The sequence below is a fragment of the Streptomyces sp. NPDC042100 genome (assembly GCF_055582325.1).
In genome coordinates this window covers 88,326-107,893 of the sequence record NZ_JBVJDK010000010.1, presented here as the reverse complement: position 1 = coordinate 107,893, position 19,568 = coordinate 88,326, and the positions used below count along the sequence as shown (strand labels likewise).

Annotated in this window: 18 protein-coding genes and 1 pseudogene; 6 read left to right on the top strand and 13 right to left on the bottom strand. The window is 74.3% G+C overall.

The genetic code is table 11. The features are described from left to right. Window positions 1–127 precede the first annotated feature (127 nt). Window positions 128–739 (top strand): hypothetical protein, encoded by a 612-nt coding sequence (locus ACZ6J5_RS23130; protein WP_469394391.1) that lies wholly within the window; start codon window positions 128–130, stop codon window positions 737–739. Further along, window positions 739–1,458, top strand: coding sequence for a 3-keto-5-aminohexanoate cleavage protein (locus tag ACZ6J5_RS23125; protein WP_469394389.1), 720 nt, complete (start codon window positions 739–741; stop codon window positions 1,456–1,458). The genes ACZ6J5_RS23130 and ACZ6J5_RS23125 overlap by 1 nt, the downstream gene beginning before the upstream one ends. 213 nt (window positions 1,459–1,671) lie before the next feature. Here the strand turns inward: ACZ6J5_RS23125 and soxR are convergent, their stop codons facing one another. Beyond that, window positions 1,672–2,133, bottom strand: coding sequence for a redox-sensitive transcriptional activator SoxR (gene soxR, locus ACZ6J5_RS23120; RefSeq protein ID WP_469394387.1), 462 nt, complete (start codon window positions 2,131–2,133; stop codon window positions 1,672–1,674). Window positions 2,134–2,288: 155 nt separating this feature from the next. On the opposite strand from soxR, the gene ACZ6J5_RS23115 reads away from it, so the two are divergent. Then, the gene (locus tag ACZ6J5_RS23115; RefSeq protein WP_469394385.1) at window positions 2,289–2,750 is read left to right on the top strand and encodes a MaoC family dehydratase; all 462 of its coding nucleotides are present in this window, start codon (window positions 2,289–2,291) and stop codon (window positions 2,748–2,750) included. Here the strand turns inward: ACZ6J5_RS23115 and ACZ6J5_RS23110 are convergent. The 3 genes from ACZ6J5_RS23110 to ACZ6J5_RS23100 form a co-directional block, all read right to left on the bottom strand. Further along, window positions 2,741–3,379, bottom strand: a complete 639-nt coding sequence (locus ACZ6J5_RS23110; protein ID WP_469394383.1) for a TetR/AcrR family transcriptional regulator — start codon at window positions 3,377–3,379, stop codon at window positions 2,741–2,743. The genes ACZ6J5_RS23115 and ACZ6J5_RS23110 overlap by 10 nt on opposite strands. Window positions 3,380–3,451: 72 nt before the next feature. Then, on the bottom strand, window positions 3,452–3,670 hold the full coding sequence (locus ACZ6J5_RS23105) for a YiaA/YiaB family inner membrane protein (RefSeq protein ID WP_469394381.1): 219 nt from the start codon (window positions 3,668–3,670) through the stop codon (window positions 3,452–3,454). Between the two features lie 70 nt (window positions 3,671–3,740). Beyond that, complete coding sequence (locus ACZ6J5_RS23100; RefSeq protein WP_469394379.1) at window positions 3,741–4,892, bottom strand: acyl-CoA dehydrogenase family protein; 1,152 nt, start codon at window positions 4,890–4,892, stop codon at window positions 3,741–3,743. 64 nt (window positions 4,893–4,956) lie between these two features. Between ACZ6J5_RS23100 and ACZ6J5_RS23095 the strand changes: the two are divergent. From ACZ6J5_RS23095 to ACZ6J5_RS23085, 3 genes and pseudogenes are all read left to right on the top strand, one after another. Then, window positions 4,957–5,586: pseudogene (locus ACZ6J5_RS23095) on the top strand (TetR/AcrR family transcriptional regulator); the annotation flags it as partial. 245 nt (window positions 5,587–5,831) lie between these two features. Next, complete coding sequence (locus ACZ6J5_RS23090) at window positions 5,832–6,527, top strand: ArsR/SmtB family transcription factor (RefSeq protein WP_469394377.1); 696 nt, start codon at window positions 5,832–5,834, stop codon at window positions 6,525–6,527. 137 nt (window positions 6,528–6,664) lie between these two features. Further along, entirely contained in the window at window positions 6,665–7,576 is a 912-nt protein-coding gene (locus tag ACZ6J5_RS23085) for a DMT family transporter (RefSeq protein ID WP_469394375.1), read from the top strand. A gap of 180 nt (window positions 7,577–7,756) precedes the next feature. On the opposite strand, the gene ACZ6J5_RS23080 is transcribed toward ACZ6J5_RS23085, so the two are convergent. From ACZ6J5_RS23080 to ACZ6J5_RS23040, 9 genes are all read right to left on the bottom strand, one after another. Further along, the gene (locus tag ACZ6J5_RS23080) at window positions 7,757–8,836 is read right to left on the bottom strand and encodes a Zn-dependent alcohol dehydrogenase (protein ID WP_469394373.1); all 1,080 of its coding nucleotides are present in this window, start codon (window positions 8,834–8,836) and stop codon (window positions 7,757–7,759) included. Between the two features lie 28 nt (window positions 8,837–8,864). Beyond that, window positions 8,865–10,256 carry an aldehyde dehydrogenase family protein gene (locus ACZ6J5_RS23075; protein WP_469394371.1) on the bottom strand — a complete coding sequence of 464 codons (1,392 nt, stop codon included), beginning with the start codon at window positions 10,254–10,256 and terminating at the stop codon, window positions 8,865–8,867. Window positions 10,257–11,109: 853 nt separating this feature from the next. Continuing rightward, entirely contained in the window at window positions 11,110–11,868 is a 759-nt protein-coding gene (locus tag ACZ6J5_RS23070; protein ID WP_469394370.1) for a class F sortase, read from the bottom strand. Window positions 11,869–11,920: 52 nt separating this feature from the next. After that, window positions 11,921–12,583: a hypothetical protein gene (locus ACZ6J5_RS23065; RefSeq protein ID WP_469394368.1), complete on the bottom strand. Its 663-nt coding sequence runs from the start codon at window positions 12,581–12,583 to the stop codon at window positions 11,921–11,923. A gap of 155 nt (window positions 12,584–12,738) precedes the next feature. Beyond that, window positions 12,739–14,190, bottom strand: a complete 1,452-nt coding sequence (locus ACZ6J5_RS23060; protein WP_469394367.1) for a CitMHS family transporter — start codon at window positions 14,188–14,190, stop codon at window positions 12,739–12,741. Window positions 14,191–14,326: 136 nt separating this feature from the next. Continuing rightward, on the bottom strand, window positions 14,327–15,124 hold the full coding sequence (locus tag ACZ6J5_RS23055) for a TetR/AcrR family transcriptional regulator (protein ID WP_469394741.1): 798 nt from the start codon (window positions 15,122–15,124) through the stop codon (window positions 14,327–14,329). Window positions 15,125–15,143: 19 nt separating this feature from the next. Beyond that, on the bottom strand, window positions 15,144–16,436 hold the full coding sequence (locus ACZ6J5_RS23050; protein ID WP_469394365.1) for a hypothetical protein: 1,293 nt from the start codon (window positions 16,434–16,436) through the stop codon (window positions 15,144–15,146). Then, window positions 16,433–17,461: a hypothetical protein gene (locus ACZ6J5_RS23045; protein ID WP_469394364.1), complete on the bottom strand. Its 1,029-nt coding sequence runs from the start codon at window positions 17,459–17,461 to the stop codon at window positions 16,433–16,435. The genes ACZ6J5_RS23050 and ACZ6J5_RS23045 overlap by 4 nt, the downstream gene beginning before the upstream one ends. Further along, complete coding sequence (locus tag ACZ6J5_RS23040) at window positions 17,458–19,533, bottom strand: right-handed parallel beta-helix repeat-containing protein (protein WP_469394363.1); 2,076 nt, start codon at window positions 19,531–19,533, stop codon at window positions 17,458–17,460. Before ACZ6J5_RS23040 ends, ACZ6J5_RS23045 begins: the two co-directional genes overlap by 4 nt. Between the last annotated feature and the right edge of the window lie 35 nt (window positions 19,534–19,568).

Below are 19,568 nucleotides of genomic sequence, written 5' to 3'. Positions count from 1 at the left end.
GGGGGTGCTTTTCCGGCCTCCGGAGGCCCGCTGATGGCTGCCATCGGATTTTCGATGGAACACGCGGCGGCTCCCGTTCGTCCCTCTCATATCGCCGAAGTGCCACAGCGACGGAGGTGGGCAGAGGATGGCCGGGTTCCGGAGTCTCGCGAGACAGGTCCGTGATCCAGGGAGCGACACGGCCTTGCGGCGGTATTCGCTGCGCAAGTGCCTTGAGCGGTTCGCGCCCTATGGTCACCGGGCCACCTGGGATCATCTGTGCCGGAGCCACGGCTTCGGCCCGGAGGACCGGGAGGCCGATCCGGGGCGGCTGGTGGCCGCCCTGGACGAGCTGGAGGAGGCGCGGGCCGTATGGCTCGCGTACGAGGAGGAGTTCGCCGCGCGCAGGCGGCGCGAGAAGCACGGCGGGCTGCGCCGGCCGGGCGCGCTCGACGAGTGGCACCGCCGCATCTGGGGCGGCAACGGGGTGGCCCGCTGCGACGATCCCGCCGTGCATCCGCGCGAGCCGCTGCCCGAGGTGGTCGGGCGGCTGGTGGAGGCCCTGAAGCGGGGCCCCGGCGAGCACTGCCCGGTGTGCGCGGGGCCGCGCATCGAGTGGCGCGCGGAGCTCTCGGACGAGCCCTGGTTCGGTCCCGTGTGCGAGGACTGCGGGGTGCTCATACCGCGCGCCGTCCTCACGTCCCGGGCGCTCGCCCGGACCCGTGGGGACGCGCTGCCGCGCCTGGCGTCGGTGGCCTGATGCTCCAGGTCTGTCTCAACGGGGGCCATGGGCCCGGGGATTCGGCGGCGGTGCCGATGTCCCCGGACGCGATGGCCGTCGCCGCGGCCGCCGCCGTCGCCGCGGGCGCCGACGACGTGCACGTACACCCCAAGACTCCCTGCGGCAGCGACACGCTCTCGCCGCGGGTCCTCGCCGACACGCTCGCCGCGATCCGCGCGGCCGTGGACGTGCCGGTGGGCGTGACGACCGGGGTCCGCTCGGAGGCCGACCCGGTGCGCCGGCTCGCCCGCGTCCGCGCCTGGACGGCACTGCCCGACCAGGCCTGCGTCAACTGGCACGAACCGGGGGCCGAAGCCCTCGCCGGCGCCCTGCTCGGCCGGGGCGTCGCCGTCGAGGCCTGCCTGCGTTCCGGCACGGACGGCCCGGCCCGCTTCCTGCGCTCCTCGCTCGCCGGGCGGGTCCTGCGCGTCCACGCCGAGGTGACCGACCCCTCCCCCGCGACGGCCGAGGCCACGGCCCGCGCCCTGCTCGCCGCCCTGGCCCGCTCCCCGCACGCCCGCCCGGTCCTGTTGCACGGCAGCGGCGCGACCGCGTGGCCGCTGCTGCGGCTGGCCCGCCGCCTGGGGCTGGACGGCCGGATCGGCCTGGAGGACACCCTGTTGCTGCCCGACGGCAGCCCGGCCCGCTCCAACGCGGAGCTGGTGTCCGCCGCGCTGGCGGCGCCGGTCAGCGCTTAGGACCTGCCGGACGGGCCCGCCCTCGGCCGCGAAAACGGTTCGCCCGGCCCGCCGCCCGACGGGCAGAGTGTGCGGGGACGATCCCGCGCGCCGCATCCTGCCCCACGGCACGGGCGCCGCACGTCCACGAGACGAGCGGGGGCCCGCCCACGGGGGTGGCGGGTCCCCGCTCGCAGCGCCTCCGCCCGCGGCGCCTCCGCCCGTACGCCCCGGTCAGGCCCGGCGCTCGGGCATCAGGCGCGAGCCGCTGAGCCGTTCGCCGAAGACGTCGTCGGGGTTGGACAGCACGCAGGTGCTGAGCGAGAGGCAGCCGCAGCCGATGCAGTCGCTCAGGTGGTCGCGCAGCCGGCCGAGCTGCTTGATCCGCTCGTCCAGTTCGGTCCGCCAGGCGGCCGAGAGCAGGGCCCAGTCCTCGTGGGTGGGCGTGCGCTCCTCGGGCAGCCGGGCCAGGGCGTCGCGGACGGTCGCGAGCGGGATGCCGACGCGCTGGGCGGCCCGGATGAAGGCGACCCGGCGGAGCGTGTCGCGACCGTAGCGGCGCTGGTTGCCGCTGGTGCGGCGGCTGCTGATCAGGCCCTTGGACTCGTAGAAGTGAAGGGCCGAGACGGCGGCGCCGCTGCGCGCGGACAGCTGACCGACGGTGAGTTCGTGGACCTTCTCGGGAATCTGCGGCACCCGGTGGAGCCTACGCGAGCCCGGCGCCGCTCCGTTGACAGGAGGCCGCCCGCCCCACATGCTGAGCAGGCGCGCTGAGCAAGCGCTTAGACAGCGTGGACGTCAGCCGCGTCTCCGACGTCGCCGACGCCATCGGGACGAGAGGGAGCGGGAACATGGCCGAGCCGAGGATCTTCACCTCCGCCGAGGAGCTGCGCGCCGGGGTCGGCGAGCAGTTGGGCCACAGCGACTGGCTGGAGATCGAGCAGAAGCGGATCGACCAGTTCGCCGACGCGACGGGCGACCACCAGTGGATCCACGTGGATCCGGAGCGCGCCGCCGAGGGCCCGTTCGGGCGCACGATCGCGCACGGCTATCTGACCCTTTCGCTGCTGCCGGTCCTGGTGCCGCAGATCATGCGGGTCGAGGGGATGAGGATGGGCCTCAACTACGGGACGGACAAGGTGCGCTTCCCCGCCCCGGTCCCGGTCGGCTCGCGGCTGCGGGCCACCGCCGTCCTCGCCGAGGTGACGGAGGCGGGCGGAGGGGTACAGGTCAAGGCGGTGGTGACGGTGGAGCGCGAGGGCGGCGACAAGCCGGTCTGCGTCGCCGAGTCGCTCTCCCGCTACTACTTCTGACGCTCCTTCCGGGCCCCGGCCATCCGCAGCACGAGGTCGGCGTAGAGCGCGCCGACCTCGTCGGCGGTGTGACGGCCCTGGGTGTTGAACCAGCGCGAGACGTCGATGCAGAGCGAGAGCACCGCCACGGTGGTGCCGGCCACGTCGGGGACGTCGAACTCCCCGGCCGCCACACCCTCGTTGATGATCCGCCGCACGGTGGCCTCGGACTCCCGGCGCAGCCCGACGATCTCGGTGCGGTGCTCGGGGCCGAGCGCGTCGAGCTCGTACTGGACGACCCGGGCGGTGGTGTGCCGCTCGGCGTGCCAGCGCACGAAGCAGCGCACGGCGTCGGCGAGCCGCTCGGCGGCGGTGCCGGGGCCGTCGGCGGCCTCCCGGAGGATCTCCAGGGCCTTGTCGTGCCCGATCCGGCTGATCCGGTGGAGCAGCTCTTCCTTGGTCTTGTAGTGGATGTAGAGCGCGGCCGGGCTCATCCCGGCCCGGCCGGCGATGTCGCGGGTGGTGGTGGCGTGGTAGCCGCGCTCGGCGAAGGCCTCGACGGCCGCGACGAGCAGCCGCCGGGCCGCCTCGGGCGTGACCTCGACCCACGGCGCGTCCTCGCCGCCGGGCGTCTCCTCCGCCACGCTCATCGCACTCTCCTCGTCGGACCTTCGGGAACGACACCATACATCGAAGCTGAGCAAGCGCTTAGAGCGTGTGGCTCAGCTCTCCTGCCGGTCGCGGACGACCTTGGCGAGGGTGAAGGCGGAGGTGGTGAGGTAGAGGACGGCGACGGCGAGGAAGCCGCGCACCCAGGCGCTGGCCTCCAGCCGGTAGATGCCGACGGTCAGCGCGAGGAGCGCGAGGCCGAAGGAGAGGATCGCCTGCACGTAGTAGGCGGAGGTGTTCTGCTGCTGCCGCTTGTCCGGGTAGTCGCTCATGTCCGACAGCATCGGGCGGGGGCGGCCGGGGTCGCATCCGCCCGGATACTCAGCGGGCCGCCACCGGTACTCAGAACGCGGACACCCCGGTCAGCGCCCGCCCGATGATGAGCTTCTGGATCTGGCTGGTGCCCTCGTAGAGGGTCATCACGCGGGCGTCCCGCAGCAGCTTGCCGACCGGGTACTCGTCGATGTAGCCGTAGCCGCCGTAGACCTGGAGGGCGTTGTTCGCCGCGCGGACGGCCGCCTCCGAGGCGAACAGCTTGGCCTTCGAGGCGGCCGTGGCGAACTCCTCGCCCCGGTCGATCAGGTCGGCCACCCGCCAGGTGAGCAGCCGGGCCGCGTCCACGTCGACCGCGATGTCGCTGATCAGCTCCTGCACCAGCTGGTACGAGGCGATGGGCTTGCCGAACTGTTCGCGCTCCCCCGCGTACCGCACCGCCGCGTCGAGCGCCGCCTGGGCGATGCCGACGCAGCCGGCGGCGACCGACATGCGGCCCTTGGCGAGCGCGGACATGGCGACCGAGAAGCCCTTGCCCTCGGGGCCGAGCAGGGCGCCCGCCGGGACCCGGACCCCGTCGAGGACCAGTTCGGCGGTGGCCTGGCCGCGCAGCCCGAGCTTGCCGTGGATGGTGCGGCGGGTCAGCCCGGGGGCGTGGGTGGGCACCAGGAAGGCGGAGACGCCCTTGTGGCCGGGGGCGTCCCCGGTGCGGGCGAAGAGCAGCACGACGTCGGCCCAGGTGCCGTTGGTGATGAACATCTTGCTGCCGTCGATCACGTACGCGTCGCCGTCGCGGACCGCGCGGGTGGCCAGGTTCCCCGCGTCGGAGCCGGTGCCCGGCTCGGTCAGGCCGAAGCAGCCGATCGCGTCGCCGGAGGCGAGCCGGGGCAGCCAGGTCCGCTTCTGCTCCTCGTCGCCCCAGGAGGCGATGGTCTTGGCGACCAGGCCGAGGGAGACGGAGACGATGCCGCGCACGGAGGAGTCGCCTCGGCCCAGCTCCTCGGTCACCAGGCAGTAGGCCAGGTGGTCGCCGCCGGAACCGCCGTACTCCTCCGGGATCGTGAGTCCCAGGAAGCCCACGGCGCCCAGCTTCTTCACGATCGCCCGGTCGACGTCCTCGGCCCGGTCCCAGTCGACCACGTGCGGGGTGACCTCACGGGCGACGAAGTCCTCGGCGAGGCGTCGTACGGCCTCCTGCTCCTCGCTCAGCGCCAGCTCCACCGTGCCACCCCGTCCCGTTTAATTACCACTGCTAGTTTTCAGGCTCGGGCCTACTATGTGCGCCATGGCCCGACCGCGCAAGCCCCTCCTCAGCCGAGACCGCATCGTCGAGACGGCGGGCGCGCTCGTGGACGCCGAGGGGCTCGCGGCGCTCTCCACCAGGCGGCTGGCGGCCGAGCTCGGTGTGAGCGGCCCCTCCCTCTACAACCACTTCCGGACCAAGGACGAGATCCTGGACGCCGTCGCGGACGCGGTCAGCGCCAAGATCGACCTGTCGATGTTCTCGCCCGGCGACCCCCGCGACTGGCGCACCGCGCTGCACGACTGGGCGCTCTCCTACCGGGCCGCGCTCGACGGGCACCCGCACATCGTCCCCGTGCTCGCCCAGGGCCCCGGGCGCCGCCCGGCCGGCCTGCGGGTCGCCGACGCCGTCTTCGGCGGGATGGTCCGGGCGGGCTGGCCGCCGGCCCAGGCCACCTCCATCGGCGCCCTGATGCGCTACTTCGTCACCGGCTCCGCCCTCGGCTCCTTCGCCCGGGGCTTCGTCGACGACGAGACCGCCTACGACCCGGCCGACTACCCGCACCTGGGCCAGGCGCACCTCCTCGCGGAGCGGCGCGAGAAGGTCGACCGGGTCGCCTTCGAGACGGGACTGCGGGCCCTGCTCGACGGCCTCGGGGCGCAGTACGCGCCGTACGCGCCGACCGCTGGGGCGAGCGTCGGCGGGGCCTGTGGGGCGTGCGTCGGTGGGGCCGGTGGGGCCAGTGGGGCGCGCGTCGGCGGGGCCGACGGGGCCGACGAGGCCGACGAGGCCGACGAGGCCGACGAGGCGAGCGTCGGCGAAACGCGCCCCGGCGGGACCGCCTGACCGCCGACGGCCACGCGACCGGACCGGACGCTTCGGCCGCCGCCGAACCGTCTCCGCGCGATGCTGGGGGCATGGCTTCCCGAGACCTCGCCTCATTCGCCGCGCTCTTCGCCGACGAGACCCGCGCCGCCTTCCTGCTCGCCCTGCTCGACGGGCGGGCCTGGACCGCGGGCGAGCTGGCCCGGCACGCCCGGGTGGCCCCCTCGACCGCCAGCGGGCACCTGGGCCGGCTCGTCGCGGGCGGGGTGCTCACCGAGGAGCGGCAGGGCAGGCACCGGTACGTGCGGCTCGCCGACCCCGGTGTCGCGCACCTCGTCGAAGAGCTCGCCGCCCGCTCCGCGCCCACCGCGCCCGAACCGCCTCGCGGGCTGCGGGCGGTGAACGCCGGGCACGCGATGGCGCGCGGGCGCACCTGTTACGACCATCTCGCCGGACGGCTCGGGACCACCCTCACCGACGCCTTGACCGCGCGCGGACTGCTGCGCCAGGACACCGGCTTCGCCCTCACCGACCGGGGCGTGGCCTGGTTCGCGGAGCTCGGCGTCCCCCTCGTACCGAAGGGCCGGCGGCCCCTCGCGCGCGGCTGCCTGGACTGGACCGAGCGCCGGCCGCACCTCGCCGGGCTCGCCGGGGCGGAGCTGTGCCGGCACGCACTGGACGCCGGGTGGTGCGTACGGATCGGCTCCGAGCGCGCGGTGCGGGTGACCCCGGAGGGCGAGCGGGCGCTGCGCGAGCGGCTGGGCGTCGATCCGGCGGCGCTGCGATGAGCGGGGCACGGGTGCCGACCGGTGCAGATGCGGATGCCGATGCCGATGGCAGCGGCAGCGGCAGCGGCAGCGGCAGCGGCAGCGGCAGCGGCGATATTGCGGTGAACGCCGAACGATCCGCGCCGTACGGTCACCCCATGCCGAAGCACTCCTCCCGTCTCGCGCTCGCCGCCGCCGGTGTCACCGTCGTCCTGTGGGCCTCCGCCTTCGTCTCCATCCGCAGCGCGGGCGCCGCCTACTCCCCCGGCGCCCTCGCCCTCGGCCGGCTGCTCGCCGGCTCCCTGGTCCTCGGCGCGGTCCTGCTGGTCCGGCGCGAGGGGCTCCCGCCGCGGGCCGCCTGGCCGGGCATCGCCGTGTCGGGGCTGCTGTGGTTCGGGGTGTACATGGTGGTGCTCAACTGGGGCGAGCAGGAGGTCGACGCGGGCACGGCGGCGATGGTCGTGAACATCGGTCCGATCCTGATCGCCCTGCTCGGCGGGTACGTCCTGAAGGAGTCGCTGCCGCCCCGGCTGCTCGCCGGGATGGCGGTCTCGTTCGCGGGGGCGGTGGCGGTGGGGCTCTCGATGTCCGGCGCGGGGCACGCCTCGGTGCTCGGCGTCGCGCTGTGCCTGCTGGCGGCGGTGGCGTACGCGGGCGGGGTCGTCGCCCAGAAGCCGGCGCTGGCGCACGGCAGCGCGCTCCAGGTGACGACCTTCGGCTGCCTGATCGGCGCGGTGGCCTGTCTGCCGTTCGCCGGGCGGCTGGTCGACGAGGCGGGCCGGGCGCCGCTGGCCGCCACCCTCAACATGGTCTACCTCGGCGTCTTCCCGACCGCCCTCGCCTTCACCACCTGGGCCTACGCCCTGGCCCGCACCACCGCCGGCCGGATGGGCGCGACGACGTACGCCGTACCCGCCCTGGTCGTGCTGCTGGCCTGGGCCTTCCTGGGCGAGCTGCCCGGCCCGCTCACGCTCGCGGGCGGCGCGCTGTGCCTGGCGGGCGTGGCGGTCTCCCGCTCCCGCCCGAAGCCGTCCCGGACGGCCCCGGCGGGAACGGGTACGCGGGCCTAGGGCCGGTCGTCAAAGTCCCGTCGTCGCCCGGAGGGCGGCCTCGCGGCGTCTGGTGCGTGCTCTCGGCGTGCCGGGCGAAAGCCCGCGTACTGGACGTACTCGGGCTTTCGCCCGGTGCGGCGAGAGCGCGTGCCAGGCGTCGCGAGGCAGACGGGAGGTGTGACGACCGGCCCTAGGACCTCAGAAAACCACCAGGGCCCGGCCGCCCTTGCCCGCGAGCATGTTGTCGAAGGCGCCCGGGATGCCCTCCAGGGGGATCCGTTCGGTGACCAGGGCGCCCAGGTCGAGGCGGCCAGCCCGGATGTGGCCGGCGAGCACCGGGAGGTCCCGGGCCGGGTCGGAGTTGCCGTAGACGCAGCCGGACAGCGTGCGGCCCCAGTGGAAGAGCTCCAGGGCGTTGAAGGTGACCTGCTGCTCCTTGCCGCCGATGCCGACGACCGTGGTGCGCCCGCCGCGCCGGGTGGCGTCCCAGGCGGTACGGATGGTGGCCGCGCGGCCGACGCACTCGACGGACACGTCGGCGCCGTGCCCGCCGGTCAGCCGCCGGATCTCCTTGGCCGTGGTGTCGGAGGCGACCACGTACTCGGTCGCCCCGGCGGCCCGGGCCAGGCCCTCCTTCTCGGGCGACACGTCCACGGCGACGATGGTGGACGCGCCGGCGATCCGGGCGGCCTGGAGGGTGGCGAGGCCGACGCCGCCGACGCCGAACACCGCGACGGTCTCGCCCTGCCGGACCCGCGCCGAGTGGTGCACCGCGCCCCAGCCGGTGAGGACGGCGCAGCCGAGCAGGGCGGCGTCGGTGAGCGGCACGCCGTCCGGGACGGGCAGCACGCAGTTCGCGGCGACCACGGTCTCCTCGGCGAAGGCCGCCACGTTGAGCCCCGGGTGCAGCTCGGTGCCGTCCTGGGCGCGGGCGTACACGGCGGCGGCGCCGGTCAGCGCGTTCGCGCAGAGCCAGACCTCGCCGAGCGAGCAGGGGTGGCAGGTGCCGCAGGACGGCGCCCAGTTGAGGACGACGCCGTCGCCGGGGGCGACGTGGGTGACGCCCTCGCCGACGGAGACGACCGTGCCGGCGCCCTCGTGCCCGAGGACGGCGGGCACGGGCACCCGCATCGTCCCGTTGGTCAGCGACAGGTCGGAGTGGCAGACCCCGGCGGCGGCGAGGCGCACCCGGACCTGGCCGGGGCCGGGCTCGGGCAGTTCGATGCCGGTGATCTCCAGGGGAGAGCCGACGGCGGGCAGGACGGCGGCGCGGATCAAGGGTGGGCTCCTCGGGTCGGTACGGCGCTCAGAACTGCAGGGACTTGGTCTGGAGGTACTCGGCGAGCCCGTGGGCGCCGAGCTCGCGGCCGACGCCGGACTGCTTCCAGCCGCCGAAGGGGGCCAGCGGGTTGAACCGGCCGCCGTTGATGTCGACCTGCCCGGTCTCCATGCGGCGGGCGAAGGCGACGGCCTCCTCCGGCTCACCCCAGACGGCGCCGCCGAGCCCGTACACGGTGCCGTTGGCGATGGCGAGCGCCTCGGCCTCGTCGGCGTACCGGATGATCGCGAGCACCGGGCCGAAGATCTCCTCCTGGGCGATGGTCATGTCGGGGGTGACGTCGGCGAAGACCGTCGGGGCCACGTAGTAGCCCGTCTCGCGCGGGGCCTCGGGGCCGCCCGCGACGAGCCGGGCGCCCTCGGCGAGGCCCTTCTCGATGTAGCCGCGGACCCGGTCGCGCTGCCGGGCGCTGACGACGGGCCCGAGGCGCTCGCCGGGGACGTACTTGGCGACGGCCTCGGCGGCGAGGGCGACAGCCTCCTCGTACCGCTCGGCGGGGACCAGCATCCGGGTCCAGGCGCTGCACGTCTGGCCGGAGTTGGACATGACGTTGGCGACGCCGACGGCGACGGCCCTGCCGAGGTCGGCGCTGGGCAGGATGACGTTGGCGGACTTGCCGCCGAGTTCGAGCGCGACGCGCTTGACCGCGCCGCCCGCGAGGGCGCCGATCCGGCGGCCGACGGCGGTGGAGCCGGTGAAGGAGACCAGGTCCACGCCGGGGTGCTCGGCAAGGGCCTGCCCGGCGACCGCGCCGAGGCCGGTGACCAGGTTGAAGACGCCGGCCGGGAGCCCTGCGGCGTGCACGGCCTCGGCGAAGAGCTGAGCGGTGAGCGGGGTGTCCTCGGCGGGCTTGAGGACCACGGCGCAGCCGGCGGCGAGGGCGGGGGCGACCTTGGCGACGATCTGGTGGAGCGGGTAGTTCCAGGGGGTGATCGCGGCGACGACACCGACCGGCTCGGAGTAGACGGTCGAGTTGCCGACCTTCTCCTCGAAGGGGTGGACGGCGGCGAGTTCGGCGTACGAGCCGGCCACCGCGATCGGCAGCCCGGCGTGCACGGCGGCGGCGAGCTGCGGCGGGGCGCCGAGCTCGGCGGTGACGGTGGCGGCGATCTCCTCGGCGCGGGCGGCGAGCGCGTCGCGCAGCGCGCCGATCGCGGCGGCCCGCTCGGCGGGCGGGGTGGCGGCCCAGCCGGGGAAGGCGGCGCGGGCGGCCCGGACGGCGGCGTCCACGTCCTCGGCGGAGCCGGCCGGGACATGGGCGATGACCCGCTCGTCGGCGGGGTCGATCACGGCGATCGTCTCCGTGGAGGCGGCGGGGCGCCACTCCCCGCCGATGTACATCGCGTCGTGGGCCTTCATCCGCTGTCTCCTCCTGCGTCGGGCGTCCTGCGTCGGGGCGGCGCGCTCGCGCACACGGCCGGCACCCAAACTAGCGCTGTTAGTTTTCGGGCGCCAGGCTCCCCCGCCCGCCGACGACACCCCCGCTTCCCGCCCACCGATCCTCACCCTCCGGCTCTCCCGCTGTCCACGGGCACCCGCACAGGCGTGGCGGGCGGGGTCTGGGGGTTCCCGCCTTGCCAGCGCGCGAGAGCGACCGTCGGCGGCGGGACGGGGAGGCGTGGTCGCGGGGGTACGCGGGCGGGCGGCACCCGCGCGGGCGGCGGGGCACCAGCGCGGGCAGCGGGGCATTCGCCGAGGCCCTGGACGGCTGGCCGGCGGACCGGCCGGCCACGGAGCGGATCCGGGGCGGGAGCGGAAGATCCCGAACCGGCCTCTCCGCTGCCGCCCTTGGGCCGGACACGCCCGGGGGCGGGGCGCGGTCCCGAGGAGGGACGGGACCGGCCGTTCCGGGCGAGGCGGGGACGCTCGGCGAACTGGCTGCGGAACGGCCCGTGATGCCGGCGCCGGACGGTCTCCACGCTGCGGCCGCGGGCACCCTCCGACTCCTCGATCATCTTGCGCGCCCAGCTCGCGGAGACGGAAGGGCTTGGCGATTTCTCGCCAGGAACAGCCGAACCCGGCGGGCCCACACCGGATGGCACGGGCCCGCCGGGGCGGATGGAGCGGATGGAGCGGATGGAGCGGATGGAGCGGATAGAACGACTGGAACCCGATGGCAACCAATGGCAACCGATGGGGCGGATGGTGCAGATGGGTCGGATAAGGCGGATGGAGCGGGCGAGGCGGGGGCCTGCCGGGCGGCCCCCGCGGTTCAGATCGCCCGGTCGACGCCCGTGAGGTGGGCGAAGACCACGATGTTCGACTCGTAGCCGCCCTTGCGGTCGAAGGTTCCGCCGCAGGTGAGCAGGCGCAGTTCGGGACGGCCCGTGGCGCCGTAGACCTCCTTGTCGGGGAAGGCGGTCTTGGCGTACGTGCGGACCCGGTCGATGGTGAAGACGGCGACGCGGCCGTCCGCCCGGGCGACCCGGACGGTGTTGCCGGGGGTGAGCGAGTTGAGGTTGAGGAAGATCGCCGGTCCGGTGCGGGTGTCGCGGTGGCCGACGATGACCGCGGTGCCGCGCTCGCCGGGGGCGGGACCCCCCGCGTACCAGCCGACGAGCCGGGGATTGTCGACCGGCGGGGTGCCGAGTCCGCCGGCCGGGTCGAGGCCCAGCCCGACGACGGGGGCCTCGATGGTGATGGCGGGGACGCCGAGGGTGGTGGGGCGGGATCTTCCGAGGGGTGCGGGTGGGGGCTGTGGTTTGGCCGTGGCCCGGGCCGCGGCGTGGACGGCGTCCTTCGGCCGGGAATCCCCCGCGGCCGGCGCCGCCACGCCGTGCGCGGTGGGCCCGGCCGCGAGCGCCGGACCGTCCGGTTCGCCGTCCTGGGCCCACCAGACCCCGCCGATCACCAGGGTGAGGGTCACGGCGACGGTACGGGCGAGCCTGCGGAGCCTGCGCTGCCGGCGGGCGCCGGGCCTGCGCGAGGCCGGCCCGCGCGGGTGGCTCCGGCGCGGGCTCCGCTCGCTCACTGCGGCGGCGGGAGCCCGGCCGGGGGTAACCGTCCTGCGCGGGGAGGAGGACCTACGCGGCGCCATCGTTGCGGCGGCGCGCGCGGCGGATGAGGATCAGTCCGGCGGTGCCCGCGAGGCCCGCCGCGAGGGCGGATCCGACGCCGAAGGCGGAGCCGTCGTCGGTGGCGGTGGTCCCGGCGGATCCGCCGCCGCCCGCTCCGACGGGTCCGTGCGGCGGCTTGCCGTTGCCGCCCGTACTGCCGCCGCTGCCGCTGCCTCCGGTGGTGGGGGGCGGGCTGCTGGGCGGCGGGCTGGCGATGGTGCCGCAGTCCACCTTGAAGACCTTGTGCTTGCCGGTGCCGGTCTCGCCCACGAAGGTCCAGTCGAGCTTGTACTGGCCGTCGGGGAGGACGAGGTCGCTGGTGTGCCCGTCACCGCTCACGCCGAGGGCGATCTTGCCGCTGAGGTTCGGCGAGTCCACCTTGGGCGGCTGTGGGGAGATGTCCCAGCTGACTTCCTGGAGCCCGTCGAAGCCGAAGGCGGCGAGGTAGAACTTGCAGACCTTGGGCTCGTCCTTGTTGCTGTCGGGGGCGGTACCCGACTTGTGGATCTTGACGTCGCCGTTGTCGCCGGGGGCGGCGAACGCCGAGGGCGCCCCCGCGAGGGCGACCGAGCCCATGACCAGGGCGGCGACGGCCGAGGAGAGCAGGGGGCGGAGAGCCGGAACGGTCATGCGAGTGTCCTCCAGTCGTACTGACGCGCGAATACACGGACGCACGCGCGTGCAGATCTCGGATTTCGTGAACCGATAATCTGACTATTAGTGACCGAAATGACACGAAGGGTGGCACCGTGCCGCGCCACCCCTCGACTTCCACCCGTCCGGGCCTAGATGATCCCGAAGAGGATCCCCGCCGCGAGCACCACGAGCGAGGTCAGCGCGGCCCACTTCACAGTGAACCTGGCGTGGTCGCCGAACTCGACCTTGGCCATGCCGACCAGCACGTACACCGCCGGGACCAGCGGGCTCGACATGTGCAGGGCCTGGCCGACGAGGGAGGCGCGGGCGATCTCCAGCGGCGACACGCCGTGGGCCGCGCCCGCCTCGGCGAGCACCGGCAGGACGCCGAAGTAGAAGCCGTCGTTCGACATGAAGTACGTGAGCGGGAGGCTCAGCAGGCCGGTCACCAGCGCCATGTGCGGGCCCATGCCCTCGGGGATCGCGCCGACCAGCCAGTCCGCCATGTGCTTGACCATGCCGGTGCCGGTGAGCACGCCGGTGAAGACGGCCGCGGCGAAGACCATGCCGGAGACGTTGAGGACGTTGTCGGCGTGGGCGGCGATGCGCTCCTTCTGCTCGGCCATCTTGGGGTAGTTGACCGTCAGCGCGAGTGCCGCGCCGAGGAGGAACAGCACCGGGATCGGCAGCAGCTCCATGATCATCGCGGCGAGCAGGGCGACGGTGAGACCGGCGTTGAACCAGTACAGCTTGGGACGCAGGGTCGCGCGGTTCGGGTCGAGCCCCTGGAAGCCCTCGTCCTCGGCGTCGCCGCCGCTACCGGTACCGGGACCGGCGTCCGCCGCCTCGCCGCCCCCCGCGCCGTTGCCGGCCTTGGCGCCCTTGGTGCCCTTGCCGCCCCTGGTGGAGCCGGTGGAGCCGGTGCCGCCGCCCGCCCCGACCAGGACGGTCTCGGACTCCGGGACCAGGGCCTCGTCCAGGCTCAGATAGCCGACGCGCTTGCGCTCACGGAGGCCGAGCACGTAAGAGAGGACGAAGACGAAGAGCAGCCCCATGGCGAGCGCCGGGATCATCGGGACGAAGATGTCGGCGGCGTCCAGCTTGAGCGCGGTGGCCGCACGGGCGGTCGGGCCGCCCCAGGGAAGGGTGTTCATGACGCCGTTGGCGGTGGCGGCGACACCGGTCATGACGACCAGGCTCATGCCGAGGCGCTTGTACAGCGGGTACATCGCCGAGACGGTGATCATGAAGGTGGTGGAGCCGTCACCGTCCAGCGAGACGATCGCGGCGAGCACCGCCGTACCGACCACCACGCGCATCGGGTCGGCCTTGCAGAAGCGCAGGATGCCCCGGACGATCGGGTCGAACAGGCCGACGTCGATCATGACGCCGAAGTAGACGATCGCGAACATCAGCATCGCGGCCGTCGGCGCCAGCTTGCCGACGCCTTCGATGACGTAGTCGCCCAGCTGGGCCCCTTGTCCGACGGCGACGCAGAACAGCGCGGGAATCAGCACGAGCGCCGCGATCGGCGACATCTTCTTCGTCATGATCAGGACCAGGAAGGTCGCGATCATGGCGAAGCCGAGGATGGTCAGCATGGGAGGACACCTCACGTTCACCCTTGAACTCCCGCCAGAGCGGCGGTGCGGATGACGGTAGGTGGCCGGTTCCGGCGTTAACAAGATGTTGACGCGTGAGCAATACGAGCAAAACCCCAGGTCACGGCCGTACGTCTCAGCCGAGGGAGGGCGCGAGGTAGGCGCGGAGGAGGGTGCGGGTCTCGGCGATCAGCGCGGGGTCGCCGGACGGATCGGCGCGGAAGGCCAGTTGCAGCAGGGCGTCGGTGGCCTCGACACCCACGAGCACCCGGCGGCGCAGCGCCTCGTCGGCGGACCGGCCGAGCGGGCCGGCGAGCAGCCCGCAGATGCGGTCGACGACGAGGTGGTTGGGGGGCTCGTCGCCCTCCTCGCCGGGGGCCGGGATGCCGAAGTCGACGCGGGCGAAACCGGGGACGGTCCGCTTCATCGCGATGTACTCGTCAAGGACGACGTCGACGAGGACGATGGCGTCGGCGTGGGGGCCGCCACCGGCGGGGCCATCGTCGCCTCCGCCACCGGGGCCATCGCCGTCTCCACAGCCGGGGCCATCGCCGGAGCCACCGCCGGGGCCATCGCCGGAGCCACCGCCGGGGGCCGCGCCGGGCGGGGCGTCCGACGGGCCGTCCGGCAGGGCGTCGAGCCGCGCCGCGATGCGGGCCGCGTAGCGGTCCAGGTTGCGGAGGGCGAGGGCGGTGGCGAGGGCCCGCTTGTTGCCGAAGAAGCGGTAGACGGAGCCGATCGGGACACCCGCCCGAGCGGCGACAGCCCGGGTGCTCAGCTGCTCGTAGCCGGTCTCGTCGAGGAGTTCGGCGCAGGCGTCGAGGATCCGGGCGAGGCGTTCGGCGCTGCGCTGCTGCACGGGGGCGCGGCGGAGGGCCGGAACGGTCCGCCGCACGGCCGGGGACTGCTGGTCGGGCTGGGGCACGGGGACCATCATGCCGTTCCGGCCGGAGTCAGGCGATCAGCAGGCCGATCCCGCCGAGGGTGTACGCGATCATCAGCGCGAACAGCGGGAGCTGGCCGGCCACGGCACGGTCGGGCGGGAAGAGGCGGACGGACCGGTCGTGCGCGGCGACGACGCCGAGGACGTGGCCGACGACGATCGAGGCGACCTGGAGGGTCGCGAGGCCGCCGGGACCCAGCGGTGGGGCGGGCGAGGGGGCGTTGTCAGTGCCCACTGCCATGATGACCGTACGTGGCCCTTCGGTCACGAAGAGCGAGAAGTAGTGGGCGACGAGATAGCCGAGGGCGATGGGCAGGAGCGAGTGGGCGAAGGAGGTGAGCGGGGTGGCGAGTTCGCGGTTCAGGAGACGCAGGGCTCCGGCGCAGAGTCCGTAGAGGGCGGCGACGAGGGCGACGGCGGCGAGCAGTCCGAGGGTGGCGGTGGGGGTGCGCCCGAGGGACGAGGTCTGGAGGACGGTGATCCAGCGGGGGTTGTCGGAGAGGCCGTCGTACGCGGTGGAGCCGAGCAGGACGCAGACGGAGGCGACGAGACCGGGGAGCGGCGGAGTGGCGTCGAGCCCGTCGAAGGGGGAGCGAAGGACGAGCCGGCCGTCGGCGCGGCGGCCGAGCGGGGAGAGCCGGGCGAGGAGGGAGGAGTAGACCTCGAAGGGGTCGGCGCGGGCGAACCAGTCGGGGCCGTAGCGGGCGGCGCCGAGGAGCTGGACCGCGGCGTGCGTGCCGAGGGCGGTGAGGAGGACGGGGGCGGAGGTGTTGTCGGGGGCGACGAGTTCGAGCCAGGTGAAGAGGAGCAGGCCGAGGGCGGCGGGCCGGATGCCGAGCCGGGCGGGGAGCGGGCGTGGCGGGCGCCCCTCGGAAGGGAGGGGCCGGAGGCGGCGCGGAGCGGAGTACAGGGCGCGCAGCGGGTTGAGCAGGCGCCAGACGGGGCCGAGGAGGAGGGAGGCGGGGACGAGTCCGACCCAGAGCAGGACGTAGACGGCGCCGGGGGCGGGGTTGCGGTCCGGGTCGTCGGGGCCGAGGAGGAGGTGGAGGACGAGGAGCAGCGCGGCGGCGGCGCCGAGCGCCCGGAGCGCGGCGCGGGTTGCGGGGGCGTCGGCGAGGCGCTGGACGGCGGCGGGCAGGGGGCGGCCGGCCCGGTCGCCCCGGAAACGGGAGGAGGACCAGAGCAGGCCGAGCGAGAGGAAGGAGACGAAGAGCGCGGCGAAGGCGCCGGCGTAGGCGTAGAAGGGCGAGAGGGGCAGGTCGTGCTGGGAGCCCACGCCATGGGCGAGCGGCAGCCCCGTCATCGGACGACGAGTTGGGTCAGCACGAGTCCGGACTCGTGGGTCTCCACCTCGAAGAGGCCGGTGCGGTCCAGCGTCAGGGTGAGGGTGGCCGGAGTTCCGGCGGGAAGGGGGAGTTCGCGGTCGTAGCCGTGGACGTGGAGGGTGTCGGCGCGGTCGCTGGTCACCTGGAGGGTGAGGCGTTCGCCCTTCTTGAACGCGACCCGGGAAGGGGGTGGCTGGACGGAGTCGCCGCTGATGGTGACGGTGAGGGTACGGCCGGCCGGCGGGGCGGGGGCCGTGGTCGTGGGCGGCGCGGTCGGTGCGGTGGACGCGGTGCCGCCGGGCGGGGTGCCGTCGGACGGCGCGGCGGCGGTCAGGGGGACGACGGCCTCGACCGGGCGGCCCGCGACGGCCCAGACGGTGTGGTCGTCGGCGTACAGCCGGACGGTGAGGGTGCGGGCGCCGGCCGGGACGTGGGCCCAGGGGCCGTAGGCGCGGGCGGTCTCGCGGCCGTCGAGGAGGAGCCGGGCGTGGCCTCGGCCGAGGAGGGCGGCGCCGCCGGTGCTCTCGGGGGTGAAGCGGAACCTCTCCACCAGCAGGTGGACGTTCCAGCCGCCCTCGCTGTCAGGGCGGACTTCGACGCGCACGCCGGGCGCCCCGGCGGCGGGCACCTCGCGGAGGCGGTGCCCGGTGGCGTCCTTGGCGGCGAGGACGGTGCCGTTGGCGCCGGTGGCCTCCTGGTGGCTGGTGCCGGGCTTGTGGTGGGTCGTGGGCCGCCCGCCGCACCCGGAGAGCAGCAGCACGGCACCCACGACGAGGCCGAGCGCGAGCCGGGCGGTACGGGCGACGCGGGCGGTACGGGCACCACGGCCAGCACCGGCGACCCGGGCGCCCCGTACGATCCGGGCGCCCCGGACCGTACGGGCGGCTTCGGGCGCGGGGGCCGTGAGGGCCCCGGGAGTCGTGGAGGTCCCGGGAGTCGTGGAGGCCCCGGGAGTCGTGAGGCGGCCGGGTGTGGGGCGGGAGGTGGGGGTCGGAGGTGTCATGCCGGGCTGCCCGCCAGGGTCGTGGTCGTCGTGGTGGTGGAGGAGGAGGAGGGGGTGCGGGTGCCTGCGGCGATCACGGCCCAGAGGACCCAGACCACGGCGAGCAGGCCTCGGATCCAGGCGGGGCCGAGGGGGATCCACGGGATCATCAGGACCGCCTTGTCGAAGGCGTCGAGGAGGGTGAGGGCGCCCAGGGCCACGGTGGTCCAGGCGAAGACGGGGCGGGTGCCGCTCGCGCGCAGGGCGAGGCCGGTGCCGGTCCACCAGAGGCCGGTGAGGAGCAGGGCCAGGGCGGGGACGGGCGTCGGGGTGAGGGCGAGGGTCGAGCCGGCGACGTCGAGGGCGAGGCCGGTCAGGCCCAGGCCGGTGGCGACGGCGGCGGGGCGGCTGGGGCGCAGGCGGCGCCACCACAGGAGGGTGCCGACGAGGGCGAGGACGACGGCGGTGCCGAGGGCCAGCTGGGTCTCGACGCGCTGGATGCCCCGGGCGCCGTACCAGTCGCAGCCAGCGGGCAGGCGGCGGGCCTGGACGTTGTAGTCGGCGCAGACGAGGAGCTGGGCGAGCTTGGCGGGTTCGCCGACGAGGCGGCCGGTGTCGCCGGTGACCTGGCCTCGGGCGGCGCCGCAGGCGGGGAGGGAGGTGGGGGTGCTCGGGCCCGCGTCGGCCTGCCAGCAGTTGCCTCCGCCCTGGCCGTCCCACCAGACGTCGGTGCGGTTGGGGCGGGAGGCGCCGGCGCGGTCGACGCCCAGGTGGTTGCCCGCGTAGCGGTTGTGGTGGGAGGTGTCGGTCTGCTTGCCCCAGGCGGACTCGCCTCGGATGAAGGCGGGGACGGCGCTGAGGAAGAAGGCGGCGCGTTGGTGCCCGTAGACCCAGTTGTTCTCGTAGAGGTTCCAGTTGCCTCCGGCGGTGATGATGCCGGTGCCGGGCGGCATGGAGATCTGGGGGCAGACGACACCCTGCTCGTAGCCGCGTTCGGCGGGCGGCTTGGCGCAGGTGCCGTCGGCGACGTACGGGTAGTAGTTCGCGTTGTTGTCGTGGATCAGGTTGCGTTCGAAGCGGGCGTGGTTCTGCGGGAGTCCGGGGTGGCCGGGGAAGGCGGAGTCCATGGAGGCGCCGCCCATGTTGTGGTCGAACTCGTTGTCGTGGACGTAGACGGAGTCTCCGGCGGTGCCGCTGTAGCCGACCATGTTGTGGTGGCTGCGGCAGCCGGTGATCTCGATGGCGTAGCGGGGGACGTCGTAGCCTCGGCCGTCGTTGATGTTCGAGGCCGAGCCGGGGTAGATGCCGGAGTCGCCGTTGCCGTAGGACTCGCAGTTCTTGTAGAGGCCGTGGTCGGAGGCGAAGGTGAGGAAGCCGTACTCGTCGTTCCAGCGGGTGAGGACGTCGTCGATGACGAAGCCGTCGGCGGCGAGGACGTAGAGCGAGTTGAAGGTGGTGCGCTGGGCGGTGAAGTTGCGGAAGTAGACGCCGTCGGAGCCGTCGGCGCGGATGGCGTTGAGCTTGGTGTACTTCGCGTCGACGACGACGTCGAGGCGGGAGGCGCCGGTGCCCTCGACCTGGAGGTTCTTCTTGCCGAGGATGGCGACCAGGTTCTGGTTGTGGGGGCAGCGCTTCTGCTGTTCGTAGCTGAGGATCTGGTAGCCGAGCCCGGAGAGCGGCGCCTTGAGGGCGGCGCAGGCGCCGGTGGGGGCGGGCTGGGAGGGCTCCTCCTCGTAGAGCCCGGGCAGGATCGCGAGGGTCATGCCGGGGCGGTCGACGGCGTCGACCGCCTGCTGGATGTGGCGGAAGCCCTGGCGGGTGCCGGGGGCGGTGCAGCGTTCGAAGAGGGCGAGGTTGCGGGCCTTGAGCGCGGCCGGGAAGGCGGCGATCCGGCGTTCGAAGTCGGCCCGGTCGGCCTTGCAGACCAGCAGGTCCGGTTCGCCGGTGCGCAGCACGGGCACGCTGCCCGAGCCGTCGGGCAGGGTGACGGGCCGCTCCTCGTGGGCCAGGGCGGCGGGGGCCGCGACGAGGGTGGCGGCGAGGGCCGCGAGGACGGCGGTGAGCGCGAGAACGAACCTTCGGGTCCACGACATGCGCGAGAGAGTAGAGCAATGTTCATCTTTTGGAA